The 16353-nt window shown below is 61.8% G+C and carries 19 protein-coding genes; 1 reads left to right on the forward strand and 18 read right to left on the reverse strand.

All coding sequences use genetic code 11. From position 1 onward, the window contains the following. Positions 1-368: 368 nt before the first annotated feature. From A9975_RS30065 to A9975_RS30150, 18 genes are all read right to left on the reverse strand, one after another. Positions 369-1541: a VWA-like domain-containing protein gene (locus A9975_RS30065; protein WP_183035935.1), complete on the reverse strand. Its 1173-nt coding sequence runs from the start codon at positions 1539-1541 to the stop codon at positions 369-371. A 7-nt stretch (positions 1542-1548) separates the two neighbouring features. Beyond that, positions 1549-2475 (reverse strand): hypothetical protein, encoded by a 927-nt coding sequence (locus A9975_RS30070; protein WP_183035936.1) that lies wholly within the window; start codon positions 2473-2475, stop codon positions 1549-1551. A gap of 91 nt (positions 2476-2566) precedes the next feature. Continuing rightward, on the reverse strand, positions 2567-3595 hold the full coding sequence (locus A9975_RS30075; protein WP_183035937.1) for an ATP-binding protein: 1029 nt from the start codon (positions 3593-3595) through the stop codon (positions 2567-2569). A gap of 251 nt (positions 3596-3846) precedes the next feature. Next, on the reverse strand, positions 3847-5391 hold the full coding sequence (locus tag A9975_RS30080) for a hypothetical protein (protein ID WP_183035938.1): 1545 nt from the start codon (positions 5389-5391) through the stop codon (positions 3847-3849). 65 nt (positions 5392-5456) lie between these two features. After that, a complete protein-coding gene (locus A9975_RS30085; protein WP_183035939.1) occupies positions 5457-5840 on the reverse strand; it encodes a hypothetical protein in 384 nt (127 codons plus the stop codon). A 233-nt stretch (positions 5841-6073) separates the two neighbouring features. Further along, positions 6074-6547, reverse strand: coding sequence for a hypothetical protein (locus A9975_RS30090; RefSeq protein ID WP_183035940.1), 474 nt, complete (start codon positions 6545-6547; stop codon positions 6074-6076). A gap of 9 nt (positions 6548-6556) precedes the next feature. Beyond that, positions 6557-6937: a hypothetical protein gene (locus A9975_RS30095; RefSeq protein WP_183035941.1), complete on the reverse strand. Its 381-nt coding sequence runs from the start codon at positions 6935-6937 to the stop codon at positions 6557-6559. A 186-nt stretch (positions 6938-7123) separates the two neighbouring features. Continuing rightward, entirely contained in the window at positions 7124-7546 is a 423-nt protein-coding gene (locus A9975_RS30100; protein WP_183035942.1) for a hypothetical protein, read from the reverse strand. Positions 7547-7665: 119 nt separating this feature from the next. Further along, positions 7666-8145, reverse strand: coding sequence for a glycine zipper 2TM domain-containing protein (locus A9975_RS30105; RefSeq protein ID WP_255504048.1), 480 nt, complete (start codon positions 8143-8145; stop codon positions 7666-7668). Positions 8146-8544: 399 nt separating this feature from the next. Further along, positions 8545-8805 carry a hypothetical protein gene (locus A9975_RS30110; RefSeq protein ID WP_183035943.1) on the reverse strand — a complete coding sequence of 87 codons (261 nt, stop codon included), beginning with the start codon at positions 8803-8805 and terminating at the stop codon, positions 8545-8547. 219 nt (positions 8806-9024) lie between these two features. Then, on the reverse strand, positions 9025-9813 hold the full coding sequence (locus A9975_RS30115) for a PRTRC system ThiF family protein (RefSeq protein ID WP_255504069.1): 789 nt from the start codon (positions 9811-9813) through the stop codon (positions 9025-9027). A 14-nt stretch (positions 9814-9827) separates the two neighbouring features. Next, entirely contained in the window at positions 9828-10472 is a 645-nt protein-coding gene (locus A9975_RS30120) for a PRTRC system protein A (RefSeq protein ID WP_183035945.1), read from the reverse strand. 2 nt (positions 10473-10474) lie between these two features. Next, positions 10475-11197 carry a PRTRC system protein B gene (locus A9975_RS30125; protein ID WP_183035946.1) on the reverse strand — a complete coding sequence of 241 codons (723 nt, stop codon included), beginning with the start codon at positions 11195-11197 and terminating at the stop codon, positions 10475-10477. Then, entirely contained in the window at positions 11194-12222 is a 1029-nt protein-coding gene (locus tag A9975_RS30130; RefSeq protein ID WP_370565801.1) for a PRTRC system protein F, read from the reverse strand. The genes A9975_RS30125 and A9975_RS30130 overlap by 4 nt, the downstream gene beginning before the upstream one ends. A gap of 11 nt (positions 12223-12233) precedes the next feature. Next, positions 12234-12434, reverse strand: a complete 201-nt coding sequence (locus A9975_RS30135) for a hypothetical protein (RefSeq protein ID WP_183035948.1) — start codon at positions 12432-12434, stop codon at positions 12234-12236. Between the two features lie 10 nt (positions 12435-12444). Continuing rightward, positions 12445-12660 carry a PRTRC system protein C gene (locus A9975_RS30140; RefSeq protein WP_183035949.1) on the reverse strand — a complete coding sequence of 72 codons (216 nt, stop codon included), beginning with the start codon at positions 12658-12660 and terminating at the stop codon, positions 12445-12447. Between the two features lie 9 nt (positions 12661-12669). Beyond that, a complete protein-coding gene (locus A9975_RS30145; protein WP_183035950.1) occupies positions 12670-13143 on the reverse strand; it encodes a PRTRC system protein E in 474 nt (157 codons plus the stop codon). 46 nt (positions 13144-13189) lie between these two features. Beyond that, positions 13190-14881 carry a PRTRC system ParB family protein gene (locus tag A9975_RS30150; RefSeq protein ID WP_183035951.1) on the reverse strand — a complete coding sequence of 564 codons (1692 nt, stop codon included), beginning with the start codon at positions 14879-14881 and terminating at the stop codon, positions 13190-13192. Between the two features lie 1180 nt (positions 14882-16061). Here A9975_RS30150 and A9975_RS30155 point away from each other — a divergent pair. Beyond that, a complete protein-coding gene (locus A9975_RS30155; RefSeq protein WP_183035952.1) occupies positions 16062-16301 on the forward strand; it encodes a hypothetical protein in 240 nt (79 codons plus the stop codon). Positions 16302-16353 lie beyond the last annotated feature (52 nt).

The raw sequence follows: 16353 nt of genomic DNA on the forward strand, positions 1-16353 counted from the left end.
TATCGCGTGCCAGAGTCGGCGGATACGAATGCCACCAACGGCGTCTCACCGACAATCATGCATCGAAACATGCGTTCCCCGCGGACTGCGTCGGTGATGTGATACCAAGCGCCGTGTTGCAACTGGAAGACGAGTCGCCCTTGCTGGTAGCGTACGGCCGGCCCGAGGGTGGCACCCAGATGCAGCCGCGCCTCAAGCCATTCATCGTAAGGCAGAAACGAGAGGTGTCTCTTCCTGTCTGCAAGCCATTGCTCCAGGTACTGAGCTTGGCCATGAGCCGGGAGTGTATCGAGACTAATAACGGGATGTGCAGGCTTTTGCATGGAAGCCTCCAAAAGAAAAAAACCCCGGCCTAGGCCGGGGTCAATTCAGACGATGACGTCAACTGTTTCGCCAAATGGCGGCGGTTTCGTCTTGTGCAGGGGAATGGTCGACGCCCATAGGGTCGGGTAGGCAGGCGGGCTGGCCGGGAAGGCGCCATCCAGGTCGGTCAGGTAGACAAGGAACGCCGGATCGACGCCCTCCTTCTCCAACCACGCGAACGGCGCCCGGAAGCTGGTACCGCCGCCGCCCTTCACTGGGCCGAGATCGAGCGCGTCACCACGCTCGAACACCTGGACCTGATTGATCCGTGCATCGCAGTCGATGACGAAGAGTCGCGCGGGCTGCAGCTGGTGGAAAACCGCTTCGATTTCCGCGGCAAACTGCCGTTGCGTCTCACCGAACACCGATCCGCTGGTGTCACGCACGAACACCGCATCGCCAACAGCCTGGGTGTGCAGAGAGGGCAAGTACAGCCCGAGGTGCGTGTACCGGGAATTGGGACGTGACCAGGTGTAGTCCGTCTTGCTGGCCTCGTTGACGAAGCGGTGCAAGACCGCCCGCCAGTCCACAGAGGGCCGGCCGGCAGCCTGCACCATCGCCTCCAGATCCCCGCCCATGGCACCCCGCATGCGGGCAGCTTGCGCCGCCTGCAGCATGGCTACCTTCCACTGGCCCTCGACATTGCCGTTGGCATCAACAGGCCGGTCCCGCACCTCCCCGGCCTCGAACTCGGAGGTCGGGTCAGTACCGGGCGCCGCCGGCGCCTGAGGACCGCCCGTCCCCCGGCTGCCCGCATCCGGCTCGGCTTGCTGCTGCGCTTCGGAATCCTCCTCGCGCAACTCGGCATAGATCTCCTCGGCCGACTTGCCAAGGAAGCGGCCATCGACCAATGCGCCTGGAGGCAGCTGGAACCCCGCCCCCAACACCAATGGGTTGATGGCGTAGTGGCAAGCGCGATTCCATCGATCAGGATCGCGGCCGCCGCGGCGCCAGTTGTGACCGTGGGCCGGGTGCATGACGCTACGAGCCAACTCGCCCCGCAGTTGCAGATCCGTCAGGGCTGCGACATAGGGCGGGTTCAGCCCAAGGGACACGCCGTCGGTCCACGTGGACTTGCAGGTCGGATCCTCAACGATGAGAAGCCGTCTGGCCAGAACGCCGAAGAACGGCTCCGACAGGATCATCGCCACGCGCTGGTTCTTGATGCGATCGAGCATGATCACCTCACGCCGAAAGCAGCCGGACCATAGCCGACGGCGCCGCTTGTGCCGGCGCCGGCATCGAGAAACTCGGCATGCCGCCCATGAAGGCCGACATCTGCGCCTCGATCTCCATTGCCTTCTGCGCGACCTGCTGACGCAACTCCGGCGATTCCTTCAGCTCCGCGCCCGAATGAACGGCGAGGTGGGCTTTGGCGTCGGCCAGGATGGTGGTCAAGGTTGGATCAGCCGTGAAGTTCAGCTGAGGCAGCAGATCGCAGAGCTCGCGCACCTTGTCCGCCACGTCCAGCCGCACGCTCGTGCCCTGGTAGAGGCGGTTGGCCAGGTGCTGGACGGCTTCGAACAGCCGGCCGACCAGGTCGTCATTCGCCGTCTTCACCGCGCTGAGCACCCGATCGTCCATTTCGCCCTTCAGTCCCACCAGCACGTCGTGCGGAAGGTTGATGTCGAACTGGTCCGCATCGGGGAACGGCAGGACCGACATGCGCATGCCGAACTTCTTGCGCAATTCGGCGACGGTCGGATAGTCGGTCTCGTCAAAGAGATCGTTCAGTGCGGATTTCGCCTCCTCCATGAAAAGGGGATAGTCGGCGAGGAACCTTTCGGTCGCGGTGCTGAACTCGTCCTGGTACTGGCGCATGCGATCGGCGACGTCCATATAGACGGCCGTCGGCATGAGACGCACACCGAGCTGGTCATAGTCGAGGGTCCGGGCGTCGAACAGTGCGCGAGCGCGGTTGCCAATGGCGCACACGTCCTTGTACGACATGGCACCGTCGGTCAGCAGACGCTTGTTGAAGCGGCCGATGTCCTTGGCCTCGTGCTTGTTTTCGACCTCGGCCGTGGCCTTGGTGTCGAAGCGGCGTGCCCGCCAGACGGAAACATTGAGTGTGGCCAGCATGACGCGCGAGCCAATGTCTTTGATGTTCATGGTGGTTCCTGGAAATGGGATGGATACGTCGGAAACGAGAACGGCGAGCCAGGTGGCTCGCCGTTCAGGGGATGGATGAAGCAGGAAGGGGTTAGGCGTTGCCCATGATCAGGCGACCGAACTCGGTGCCCTGGGCCTTGATCCAGGCAGGGGTTGCGCAGATCTCCGAGTTGCGACGGACGGCGTCGCTACACAGCATCACCGCATATTCGCTATAGCCTGCGGCCATCATGCGATGCGCGTACACCATCACGCGGTCAAAGTTGTTGGGGTGTGACGCCTGGCCCAACGCGGTTGCGATTGCACAAAGCGCCGAGAGGTTGGTCGGTATCGGCGCAACATCCGGCGCAGTCAAAATGCCGTCAATCGAAGGCAGGTGTTGATAGATCTGCTGAAACGCAATGAACTCGGCTGCGGCCGCCTCGCCAACGGCGCCGGCAATCGCTTCCAGTTCCAGTCCTCTCGGCACCACCGGCAGTTGCCGGGCAACACTACCCCAACCGCGCGGCGATGGAAGATTCTCCAGTTCCTTCGTCTTCTGGTCGGTGAACAGAAGGGCTGGTCTGAAACGCAGGAAGGCGATCAGATCCGGAGCAACGTCGTTGGACACCGCCCATTCCGTCCAGGCCTGAATGCAAGGCTCCAGCTCCACGATCGTCGCAAAGCGAGACTTCAACGGATCGAGGATATTGGATACCCCAGCGTTGTCGACGCGACGATTGGTCGCGGCGACAAACGTGACATACTCGGGCAGCTTGTGCTCACCAATCTTGCGCGCGAGCAACAGCTGCATCTTTGCAGCCTGAACGGACGGCGAGGCCTGGCCCAGATCGTCAATGAACCAGACGAGTGGGCGCTCTGCCGTCATCGCCTTCGCCAGATCCCCAAAGGGCAGGAAGCGGGCACCGGAGCCGTCCGAATTCGGAAAGGGCAAGCCCTTTGAATCGGTTGGATCTTCAACAACGGGGTGGGAAATGAGAAGGTCGTGGCCGGCGGCTTTCGCAGCTTGCGACACGATGTCGCTCTTGCCGATGCCAGGGGCGCCGGTGATGAGCACGGGAAGACGCGCCGGCACATAGGCGGCCAGCAGGGAACGCAGTTGGGATGGATTGATTTTCATTTGGGGATCCAAAAAGAAAGATCCCGCATGAACGCCACCCTGCAGGGATGGAATCCCTGCGGGAGCGAGAACGAAAGCCAGCGGAGCCAGCTGAGGTCGATGCGTCGAAGACGCGGGTAAAGCGCAGTTGGGATTGGCTCGGGCCAATGCGAACGCCGCTCAACGAAATGCAAGGTTACGACGAATAGCGCGCCAGCGCCAGTAGAAGGCGCCGCCCTCCCGCAAAGGGAGGGCGACAAAAGCTTAGGACTTCACGCCGCCACGGTAACGTCTACAGCGCTGCCAGCAAGCCTCGCTTGCGCATAGGCCAGCGTTCCGTCCTTGGCTCTCAGAGGTCGTCCCGCCTGACGTCCAGGGTCCTGGATGTAGTAGCGACGCGCGCTGCCCGTTGGCACGTGACAGATCTTGGAGAACCCCTCTGCAATGCAGAGGTCGACGTACTCGCGTCCGTTGAGCACGGCGCCGGTCTCAAGGCGGTAATTCGTTGCCTCAGCCCGCTTGGCCGCCTCCTCCAGATCGCGAAGGCTCATGGCATTGGCACGGTCGGCCGCGGCCTGCGCGTCCCACTGCTGCTGCTCGGACACCGAGAAACCACAAAGGTCGAAAATGCGACGCCGGCGAATGGCCGCAGTCACGCCCGTGAGGCTCACACCAAGCACCTCCCGGATGGCCCGCTTGGTCGCCGTATTGCTGTCTGCGGGTGTATCCAGCATATCCAGCAACGCGGCGACGTTGCGCTCCAGAACGGCCAGCGCGACGCGATTGCCCCATTCATAGGATGCGCGCACCTTCTCCTGATCAGCGAGCCTCAGTTGGTGCTCCACCTCGCGTTGCGACATCAGGCCCCGCGCACGCTCCTGGCTGACCCGATCCACCGTTTTCCGATGGATTTGGTCTGCCACCACGTCACGAATTCTGGCCGCCAACGGCGAGGCCGGCGGATCGAGCGCGACTGGTGGGCGCACGACCGCAGTACGCGGTGGCAGCACGCCACCGGCAAACAGCGCGTCGTCCACCTGGATAAACGTGCAGTCCATCGGTAGCGGCTTCATGAGGTTGATCAGACGGCGCGCGTTGTCCGCCGCGATAGGCAGATGCTCATGACGCATTGCTGCGCACAGCCACTGCAGCGGGTTGGGCGCGAGCGCCCCCCGCAGCGCCGGGACATCGATCAGCACCCGCATCCATTGCAGATCGTGGCGCCCAATGTCCCCATTGGCACGGTAGGCGTTCAGTACACTGTCCTTGACCGTCTCGCCGCGCTGCAAGGCATAGGCGACATGCACTTCGTGCCGCGAGTTGGTGCCGGATCCGGGCGCGTACTCGGGCCCGTTGGTCCCGTAGCCGAACCGTTGGCGAAAGAACTGGTCAACGTGGGCTTGCGGGTCAATGAATGCCGCGCCTGGGTCGGCAAACAGCGTGCCTTGGTCGATGCACTCTGGTGCGAGGGCTTCCTGCGGGAAATAGCCCAACCGCCCTGCGGCCGTGACTGCCTCCCATGCCTCGCGGCTCATCTCGAACGGGCGCAACGGCTTGCCGTCAGGACGGACAATCACCCGATCAACCTCGTTGAGGATGGTGTCCAGGATCTCACGGATCGTGCCTTTCGGGCGAACAGCGAAAGTCCCGTTGGACAGGCGAACAAGCGGAATGTCACCGCGTGCTATGTGGCGAACGCTCACGGCGTCCACCGATGTGCGCCGACGGAGATCGTCGTTGCAGTTGAAGAAGGCCAAGACGCCGGCCAGGGTGGTGCAGGATTCGGTTCGACCCGAATCGAAGTGAATCACATACATGGGGTCTGCTCCGGGGAGCAAGGCCCCAACGGGGCATTGCCCCGTCTGGGTTGGAAGGAAATGGCTCAGGCGGCTGCCCGGGACCGGCGCTTGGCCGGTAGCTGGGCGCGAAGCACAGCAGCAGCGCTCAGCAGTTCGGCCGACACGACTCGCCAGACTTCGGCGCGGCCGGTGCCGTCAGGGATTTGTCGGACGACTTCGAACAGGCCGCTGGCCAAGAAGGAAGCCTTCAGATCCGTCGGCAGGATCCAGCCGGCCTGAACGACGAACTCGTCCTCAGCCAGCTCGACCTGCGGCACGTTTGCGGTCAGCATGCCGTAGGGCATGCCGTCATCCGCGTCCGTGAGGCGCAGTGCGATGCGGCGGTTGCCGCTATACAGCTGGACGTCCAAATGGACGCCGGCGGGTTGGCCGGTCAGGCCTGCGCCGTAGATTTTCCGTGCGGTCATGTTGGGGTAACTCCGGGTGTGGATGCGAGCTGCCCCAGCGGGGCACGCCCCGCGTGATAGACAAAAAAAAGCGCACCCGGTCGGGGTGCGCTTCATGGATGGCCCGGCAGTGCCGGGCGACATCGTTGGATGGCTAAGCTGTCAGTCCTTGTGGTAGCGCCGACCATTGCGGTCGGCCCATAGGAAATACGCGGCCAGGCCAAGCGCCAACACTAGCACAAATGTTCCAAGCATCACTTTTCTCCTTTGGAAAGCACAGCTCCTACGGCGAATAATACAACGCCGGTGACGGAAAAGCCTATGACATTGAGCGCAGCGCCCCAAGACCAGCCGGGCTTCCCAGCAAGATAGCCCGCCATGCCGATGACCGCCGAAGCGGACAACGTATGGACGAAGCGACCGTACTGCATGCGCTGGTCCTTGGACGGTAGAAACAGGGCTAGCCTTACCTCCTGCCAGAAGCCGCGCTTGGCAGCCGCGAGCAGATCCACGCTATAGCCGCCATCCTCGCCAATCGCCAACGGATACTGGAATCCATTGTCAAGAAGCACGAGGACATACTTCTCCCCGTTAGCCTCGGCGTCATCGATCAGGTCAGCCAGACGGGCGGGCAACTCCACCCTCCCTGCTCCCACATTGTGGTGTACGGAACAGGTGAACTCGTCGCCGCTAGTAGTCTTGAGAATTACCTTTGCGAGCTTGGTCATGGCAACCCCTTAACCGCGCCGGCCAGCGACCGCGCGAAGCGAGGTCAACAGGTCGGTGTAGCCTCGGGGTGTATCCAGCGAGTCCAGGCTCACGACATTGTCGCGGCCACCACTCATATCGCCGCGACCGCGGCAAGTGCGAAAGGAAACGCTTGCCGCGTTCCGGTCGGGACCGTGTGCAATCTGAACGCACAGCGTCTCGGTATGCAACGAGAACACTTCGACCTGGTGGCGGCGCTGGCGTCGGGCACGGATGTCGAAGTCGCGTTGACGCAGCGACAAATCACCGGCGAAACGGCGAAGCACGCGTGACGCATCACGCTGCAGGGTGGCACAGGCCGAACGGTTGTCCGGCACGTGTGGATGGGTAAAGGATTTGGGGATTTTCATGGTGTTTCCAGAGAAGCGCGAGACACCAATCCCCAACGGGACGATGTCCCGCATGGGTGGGGTCTGGGCAAGCCAGACATAGGTTCGATGCGTCGAAGACGCGGTCAAAAGCGTTTGCCGAAGCGCAGATACGTTTCCGCAAGCGCTCTTTTATGGTGGCCAGGCACCTCGCGGCGCCCTACCCTTTCAGACGAGATCCAATGCCTCGGATATCACCCTCGCGATCATGAATGCGAGGTCAGAGCCGAAGACCTTGGCACACAGCAGCTTCTGTGCGGCCAGGTACTGACCGGAGGCGTCCGTCACGAGATGGATCCTCTCGACATTAACTGTCCAGCCTTCCGACCAACCACGGAAGACCGACACAGCCAGGCGGTCGCGGGCACCAAGCGCCGGCCACAGTGAATCCGCGTGCAGTCCGTGGATGCGCTCTTCGTCCCGGTAGCGATTGGTGGGGCTGATCCATTCGGGCTCGATCTCCATGCCGCGCAGCAAGGCATAGAGCACGGATTCGACTTGCTCAACCGTCAAGCCGCTCGTTTCGATCGGGGCGACCTTGGGGCGCCGGACAACGGTGCTGTGGGTAGCAGTGAGTGTGGAATGCAACATGGGGGCTCCTTGAAGCGGAGCGCTCCCCGTCGCGGGAGGCGTCCCGCGGGGTGCGTTGAATCGGTTGGGGGAAGCGAGGGGCGAGGAAGTGGGGGACCGGCAATCCGGTCCCCTTGGCATCAACGCGTGAGTCGATAACCGTTTCCGGCCGCGACCAAGTAGACGCGGTCTCCAGCATTGAACTGCTGGTCGGCATCTTGCGTGATAGCAAGCTGGCGGCCATTGTCCGTGCGGACAATCACCTCCAGCCCGGCACGCTTGCTGACATGCTCGGCGATCTGCTGCGACACGAAGCCGCCTGCAGCGCCAGAGAGCGCACCGACCAGGTAGCGACCGTTGCCACCACCGATCGTGCGGGCGCCGAGCAAGGCACCGACGCCGGCACCGATCATCCCGGGAAGACCGCTGCTCGTGGAGAGCATGCCGTCATTGCCGGTTATGGTGACCTGGCGCGCGCGTACCACCGTCACCATCTCGATGTCCCCTTTACGGAGGGCTTCGGAGGTGCGATAGACGTTAGGCGAGGTCTGTTGCGTGGCGCAGCCGGAAGCAAGCGCACACAGAGCAACGAAAAAAGCGATGGAGAACGTGCGGATCATGATGGCCTCAAAAAAATAGGCCAACATGCCCACGGGCAGGATGGCCCGTGGTGGGAGAAAAAGCTGTGCCAACGGTTGTCGGCAGGTGTCGATGCGTCGCAGACGCGGTAAGTACTTCTATGATAGCAGCGAACCTCGGCGCTGCGAAGCTTCAACTAGTTGGTCGCATGCAGCAAAGCCGACCATCGGAGTGCTCGCCGAATTCGATCTGCAGAGCTGCTGGCGCCGGCTCGATGATCGAAGTCGATCGGCATTTGTTGCATTGCGCGACTAGCTTGAGGCTTGGCTCGCGCTGAGCGCTGTACATCCGGAAGAGGCCGTGGCCACAATTGCCGCAGGCCATCGGCTCCAGGTTGCTCATCATCCTTGGCTCCTGATATGGTGGCGAAAATACAGGCTCTACCGCCACTCATAAGTCGGCAGCCCTTCAATCTCCTCCGCATCGCAATCGAAATGCAGCAGTGAGGCACCCAGAGCGCGTGCGCGCTCCAGAATCGTCTGCAGGTCCGACGGCACCTGATCGCCAATCTCACCAGGCGTAGGTACCCGTACAAACAGGCCGGTGTCGACCTGCCCGATCACGGGGAAGCGAGCGAATCCGCACGCGGTGTGTTGCGTCAGATGGGCGGTGGACAGCGTAAGGTAGTGCTGGACGGTCATGGCGTCTCCTGGAGGTACTGGAAACGAGGAAACCATCGCCCGAACCGGGGATAAGAATCCCCGTGGGTGGTGTGCTTGCGCAGGCAAGCGATTCGATGCGTCGACGACGCGGTGTGTGCATCCATTCTAGCAAGCGCACAACCCATTGCTCAAGACCGTCCTGGGCAAAAAAAAAAGCGCCGCCCCCCATGATTCTGGGGGAACGGCGCCGCTTCAACATCATGCTGAACTCTTCTTTCTGGACGGAGGCACACACTTGGCGGCATCGTAGCCAAAGCGTGCCCACGCAGCCGGATCGATGGGCAGCGGGTTAGTCCGACCTGCCTGGAGGTTCACAAACACCCCGGAATAGCTCAGCGTGCCAGTCCGGAACAGCGTCCAGAGCAAGTTGAACGCCTGCACGGCGATCGCTTGGTTAATCACCAGCGACTGCTTGGCTAGTGCGTCCGCCATCGAGCAAGAGGGAGCGACATCAACAACATCGCCCCGCGGGTTTAGGAGGTCGGGGAAGAGGTCTCCAACGTGGGGAAGGCGATCCGGACCGCGAACGCCAACCTCACCCAGGATCACCTGGCCACGATCTGTCTCGTTGCCGCAATCCAAGTAGTAACGGACCTTTCCCCGTTTCGCAGCACCCAGGATGGCTTTGCGCGCAGTGCGGGTGTCCACGCAGCCAATCACCAAGTCGCAGCTCAGACGGTCCGCGCTGGCGAGCCGCTGGGTCCGCGCTTCCCAGCGCGTGCCCATCAGCAGGTTCAGGCGGTTGACGATCAGCGATGCCTTGTACTGTCCAACATCGTTGGGGTAAAAGCCCTGGCGGCCCACGTTGGTCTCGCTCACCGTATCGTCGTCCAACACAGTGCAGTCGATCCCACCGGGGTGGCCAAGCTCCAACATCGCATGGTGCAGTCGTGCCAGGTTCGGTAGCAGCGCGCTGCCAGTGCCGCCGGCGCCCACCACCACCACGCTCCAAGCACGGCGCGTCATGGCTGATGGGACACTGTGCAAAGTAGTGGATACAGTCACAGGGCGACCTCCCGTGGCGAAACGGCATGCCGCCAGGCCACTGGGACATCGGTGACCGGCTCAAGGATCCCCTTCGCACATAGCCGCACTTTCATCGACGGAGAATGACTCCCACAGTTTCCGAGCACGAATGCGAACTTCACGTCGTGCTGATCGTCGGTGTCGTCGGTACGCGAGAAAAACGCTTCCGCGGCGCCGTGCGAATGGCAATCCATGACCAATGACTCGCCGGCATCCAGCTCCGGCCGGTCATAACGCAGATGGCCAGCACTATGCTCCAGCACTCTCACAGGCACCAGCCGGAAAGTATTGGTATCACGGCGCCAGGTAATCCAGGCACCCGCCTCGTTCGGCATGGTCTGCCGCGCAAGCGCGGCGAACTCACCAATCAGCGCGGGCGGCACCCTTCCGCAGAACAGCTCGGTGCACACGTCAACCTTCCCATACGGAATGGCTGTGGAGACATCGAACCGCGCGACACGGCGCACGAGGTGGAGCCAGGGACGGAGGATTTCGAGGAACAAGCCATTGCTGGCCACCACAAGCCTCTCTCCGTTGGCCTGCATTGCCTGCAGGCTACCGAAGCGCGGCATCATCACAGTCGGGAACGACTGCTGCAACGTCAGATCCATAGGATGCATCACTAAACTCCAATTCTGCCGGCGATCAGGTCGCCAAGCTTCTGTTTCATAGGGATAAGGACTTGCTTGGGATAGGAAGGGAACTTCCCGTCCAGCATGTCCCGCCAGAACGCGAAGGCACCGTCTGCATAGTCGACACGCTTTCCACCGGCATTGGGATGGGTGAACGCGGAGGAGAAGAAGCCGGCCTCCCAGCCGGGTATGGAAGCCACGTCAATCTGTTTGGGCAGATGCGCGTTGCCGACGCAGATCTTGCCGTTGTCCCACGTATTGAAGTACGGGGGCTCGTGCAACATCGTGTCGGGCAGCGGCCGTTCGTCAGCGCTGAGGCTAAAGACCCGAAAGCCACGCTCGGAAGCCTGGAATACCAGGCCCGGGTGTGGCACCAGCTCACTGCGGGTACCAAGCTCCTTGCATTCGAAGAACACACGGCGCACCGCAGGCGGACACCACCAGGTAACCGCATGCGGGCTGATCGACAACACGTTGGGGGTCAGAAACTCCCCCTTCGGTAGCGTGGCCGCAGCAACCTGGGTGACCGCGTGAATCAATGCCCGGCGGTTCAACGGTGTGCCGGCGCCGATAAGCGGGCGCTGGGACTTGTCATCTAACGTCACCACGTGCGCAGTGGCGTAGGAAAACTCGCATGGCCTGGGCCCATACAGCAGAATGGCCCCTTGCAGGGCCACCTCGTTCGTGCTCTTGTCGGAGACAATCTTGGTCATTGGTTCGGATCCGGATAAGAGAGTAGAGTGAGCACCCGGTCAAGGCGTGCCATGACCTCGAAAGCGATTGCCCAATCCGCATACTGCGCACGGATGGACTCGGGTGTGGTCGCAAGAGGGATAAACATCTGATACATCGTGCAGTCGCCGGCGTTGTTCAGGCATTCAAAATGGTCGTCAATTACCTCTTCCGCGTAGCCGCCGGGAATGGTGACGATCGACGCGGCGGCATAGGCAGGCTCGCCCCACTGTGCGTCGCCGAATAGCCGTTGCGCTTTGCTCCGCGCCAGCTGCTTCTTCAAGGCCGCTAGTTCGAGACAAAGGCTGCGCACCCAGCCGCGCTGACGCGCGGCGACCGCCAGCAGAGCCTTGCCGGAAAGCTCCCGAAAGATGCCACCAGATCGGCGATCGACCCGCATGTACTTCGGCAGGAACTCGTCCGGCGCCATTTCCGCCCGGACGACCGAAGGCAGGTAGCGCTCGACGTCGGAATCTCCGTCTCCGTAGCGCTCTGCCAGTCCCTCCCTGACGTCTTCGTCGCAGGCGCTGGTTTCATACTCCCAGTGCCAACGGCCGAACATCTCGAGGTAGTCATCAGGCGCACGTACATGCACCGTCCTGCTTGATGCTTCGCGCACCAGCGCCATGGCAGTGCACAGCAGCCCAGGGGACGTTGCACGCAGCACATCGGCCTTGTCGCCGATGACAAAGACGCTCTCTTGGGGCATCACAATACCGAGATAGGCCGGTGCGTCCAGGCAGTTCTCCCACCCGAACTGTTGGACCTCGGCACATACCGCACCGTGGTCCAACAATTCGAAGCCGAAGTTCAAGCGTTGGCACCGCGAGCGATGTCGCCTAATCCACGCGGTGATGCCCTCTGCAAGGGCATCACCTGCGCACAAGGCTGTCCTAACGTCCCTTGGGCGAAGCACCCCAGATTCGAAGTGCGCAAGAGCGAGCGCGGCTAGATCAACATCCTTCCCGCGCTGAACAAGCGCCCGCACAGGGACGCTGTCCGTCACTGAAGGCAGTGTCAGAAAACCATTGGCAGGTCGATGTCGGGCAGGGGCAGGCTGTCGCGATGTCGTCCACCGGGAGAGGTCTGCTGTGATGCCTGAATCAGTGAACCCAGAATCGAACAGCATTGCTCGTTCTCCTTGTCAAAATGAAAAACCGCCCTGACGGGCGGCTTGTCGTTGGAAAAGCCCCCGGCCGGGTCGGCCAGGGCTTTCATGAGATCGCGCCTACGCACGGCTTCCCTTTGCGCCCGCTGCGCGGACAAAGGTGTAGCGGGCGGTATCGCCTTGGTGCACCGGGCCATCCACCGCGGCGGTGGTCAGCTCGGGGTACTGGGCGGTGTACATGTCGCGCACTTGGTCCGCCGAGAAGGTCGGGCCGGGATCAGGCAGGTTCATACCGTTGTAGATGAACTCGCGAACGAGTGTCTTCACTTCAATCATGGTGTCCCCTTAGATTAGGTCAGCGAGGTTGGTGCCAGTCGGCTTGGCCACCGGCGCAGGTACGACAGCGTCACCCGCGGCATTCGACGTAGAGGCGACTTCCGACGACGTGCTATTCGCTTCGCCGTCGTCGTCACCATCCTCCGAGGAGGCCTCCCCGCCGGCCTTGCCTGCCTTCGCCAAGGCCTTCGTAGCCTTGTTCGATTGGTTGGCAGTCGCCGCCTTCAGGATCGATGCGGTGGCTTCAATCTGGTCGACCAACTCCACCCGCGCGGCCACCACCGATTGCATCGCAGCCGTGAAACTCTCATCGAGCTCCAGCGGCGTACCCGTGAGGACCATTGGCGTAGCCAGGGCCGGATCGGTTGCGTTCTTGACGACCGGGGCCACAAAAACGGTCAAGCTATCCCCTTGCGGGGTAATGGTCAGGACAACCTTCTCGCACGTACGCACGAGCGTTGCCAGTTCCTGGAAAAAGGGCATGGGAAACCTCTAAAAGAATGGTGTGTGTAGACCGCCGGACGGCGGCTTAGAAATGCAGGACCTTGGGCAGCTTGCCGGCATAGTCGAAACCGTCGACAGCCAGCAGTGCAGCGACCAGGTCGGCCTTGGATTTGGCAAAGAGTTTGGCGAAGCCGGCACCGATTTTTTGGCGCAGGCCTAGCTCATCCGCGATCACCTTCATCTCGGATTTGGTCAGCAGATCGAGGAAGTCCTTCGATTGCTGAAGGTTCCAGTGCTGCGTCAGGTCAAGCTTGTGGTATTTGCACAGCGTGACCAGGTGGTTCACCTCAATACCTTCGATCGCTGATACTGCGAGGGCGATTGTCAGGTTGTGGCGCTGCCCAGCCTCCAACGCGTGGACGCCGTGCAGGTTGGCTGCCAGATCGATAGACGAAGCCTTCTCGTCTGCGATCTTCTCAAAGAGCTTGCCCATGCTATCGGCTGAGATGTTCCGCGACAAGCCAGTCATGCCCATGGCGAGCAGGTAATGATTGGCCACGTTCGGATCCTTCGCAACCTCGCGGCGCAAAGCCTTGCGCCAGAGAGCCACGCGATATGCCTTGACGCGATCGGTCTCCGACACGGCCGTGACCGGCTTTTCGGATTCCTGCGACTTCGGCTTCCCGCTGGCAGTGGCCTTGCCGGCCTGAACGGCAGCCGTCGAGGCACCAGCCTTCGCAGCTTTCGTCCCTTCAGCCTTCACGTCACGGTCGGCCTTGAGGCGCGCCGCCACCTTTTTAGTGTGGCACGGCGTATCGAAGCATTGGCCGCGGTAGACCTTGCCCAACGAATCGGGCAGTCCGCTCACGGCGGCGCCGAAGTTCTGGCAAGCGTGGCAAGCCTTCGCCTGCTCATCACCCACCCCAGTCGGACCATCAGCCAGCAGCTGGATGCGCGTGTGGTTCTCACCGGCACGCACGATCCGGACAACCGGATACTCATCCTTGAGGCCGTAGGCAACTGTGCTGAGCTGCTTCTCGGTCTTTTCCTTGTAGCAGGCGGCGTTGGTGCAGTTGCCGGACGCGATCGCTTCGCCAAACATCTCGACTTGCATCGAGGAGTTGTGCGGGCACTGCGCGCAGTCGGCTTTGTCGAAGATCGCGGCCACCAGGCTGCAGGCGACTTGTTCGATCGTCGCCTTGAGCTCGGCGACCGACTTTCCCTCGCTGGTAATGACGGGCAGAAGCGTGTCCTGCTTCTCCTTTGCCAGAGTGGCCAGAAGCTCGGCGTGCCCAAGATTGATCTGCTCGCGGGAGAGCGCTTGGAGCACCGACGCGCTGCAGTTCATGAGCGCCAGGCGCTTGTCGAGCTTGGAACGCGACCAGCCGATGACACGGACAGCCTCCTCCCGGTCTCCCTTAAGCTTGCCCACAAGACGGGCAGCCCAAACGGCTTCATCCGACGGCGCCATGTCTGCGCGCTGCGCGTTCTCGATCAGCGCAAGCATGTCCGCAGTCTCGTCATCGACATCCTTGACGAGGACTGGCATGTCATAGTCGAGGCCATGTTCTGCCTCGGCCGCGTCCAGGCGGCTCTCGCCGGCGATATGTTCGTACTCGTACTCGCCGTCCGGCTCGATCGGTCGAACCAAAATGGGTTGAATGACCCCGTGAACCTTGACCGAAGCACGCAGTTCGATGAACTTGGCTTCGTTGCGGTGGGTACGGGGGTTCACCCTGTGACGGATCTTGCGCAGGGGGACAGTAAAATTGGACATTGTGTGGGTTCTCCGAAAAGATAGGGAACCCGTTGCCGCACCGGGAACAGGTTCCCGATGGGGTAGAAAGAATCGTCGTTGGCTGGTCCGCGAGCGGCCCAATCCAAGGTAAAGCAAGAAGCTTTGCACCAGGTGGTGCGTGGTCGATGCGTCAATGACGCGGTTGGTGGCAAGAGAATACCGCAACTGTGCGCGGCGCGCCAGAGGCGCGAGGATGAGCCAACTCCGCATCAGGCGATGGTCAACAGATCTTGGAATCCGCTGAGTGAAACGAAGGTCCCAGTTCGACCCTTCTCGTCATCCAACGGCTTGGAGTCGAGCGGCCGAGTTGGCCGACCAAGAGCCGATTGCCGGCCACGCCTTGAATGATCGATGATAGGCGCTCACCTGACCTTGCATAGGCGGACCCCATGTGGTCTAACCTCCAGGCCTGATAGCGAGGTGCCCTACCCATGGCGCCTCCCCGGTCGGGCTTGTCAGTGCCGGTTGCACGATGCCCGCGTTTCCTGTTGCCCTCTAGATTTCGTGGATCGTGGCACTGAATTGTCGCTTCTGCCACTGCTCCGTCGTGGCCGCTAGCAGCCAAAGTCGAAGTGGTCAAGCAAGCGACCAGGAGAAGCACGGGCCGTGGCGCGAGCGTGCTGTGCCCGTTACCGATGCGGTGAAACGCATCATAGCGCTCAGTGTCGCTCATCTGGATATCAAGCATCGGGACTGGCGGCACTGGAACGAATACATGAGGCGGCTCACTGAGGGGTATTCCGGATGCTGATGCGGCGGATCACTAGCTCGCGCAGTGGCCCCCTCTATATAGAACGGTCTCCAGGCCGCCTCGGGTGCCGCCGGGCGGGGGATCGCGCGGCCGCCGGCGCAGGTAGTGTTAGGCGTCCATGAACCACGTAAGATGGCACGGCACGGTGTGGCGCGGTCTCTGCTAGTGCGCGTGCCATCTTCAGCGCCCAGGTTTCGCGCTCGTCCGGCCGGCAGAAGAACGCTAGGAAGCCTTCCAGTGCAGCCTCTTCCTCGGCCGGCGTGGGGTCACCGTCGTTGCTCGATGACCCATTCATGCGATTGATTTTTATGGATAAGTTCCCGTTTGCCGCGGGTTCTCCGACTGTTGACGGCTGTTTTTTTGCATTGTGCCGACTAGCCTCACCTCACTTTCAACGAGGAGGGTCAAATGTTTCAACGAAACGGCGTATGGACATCTTCAGCGCTGGGGGTGAAGGTGCGAGTTTGGGAATCGCCGAGAAACAACATTGCAATCTACCATCAAATCTGTGAACCGGCTCGGGAACTCGTCGAGCCGATTTGCCGCGGGCGGGGCTTTTGGAGCGCTCAGTTCAACAATTGGGTAGTGTTCGAGCAGTTCAAGGGTTTGATGCTGGAGGAACTCGGGCGGCTAGCCGGGAAGGGCTGACGCGAGCGAGGAGGAGGGCAGCCAGGGCTGCTGGCCGCTGGTCACCCAGCTC

Origin of the sequence: Cupriavidus sp. UME77 (assembly GCF_014170355.1) — a bacterium.
Classification (GTDB): Bacteria; Pseudomonadota; Gammaproteobacteria; order Burkholderiales; family Burkholderiaceae; genus Cupriavidus; species Cupriavidus basilensis.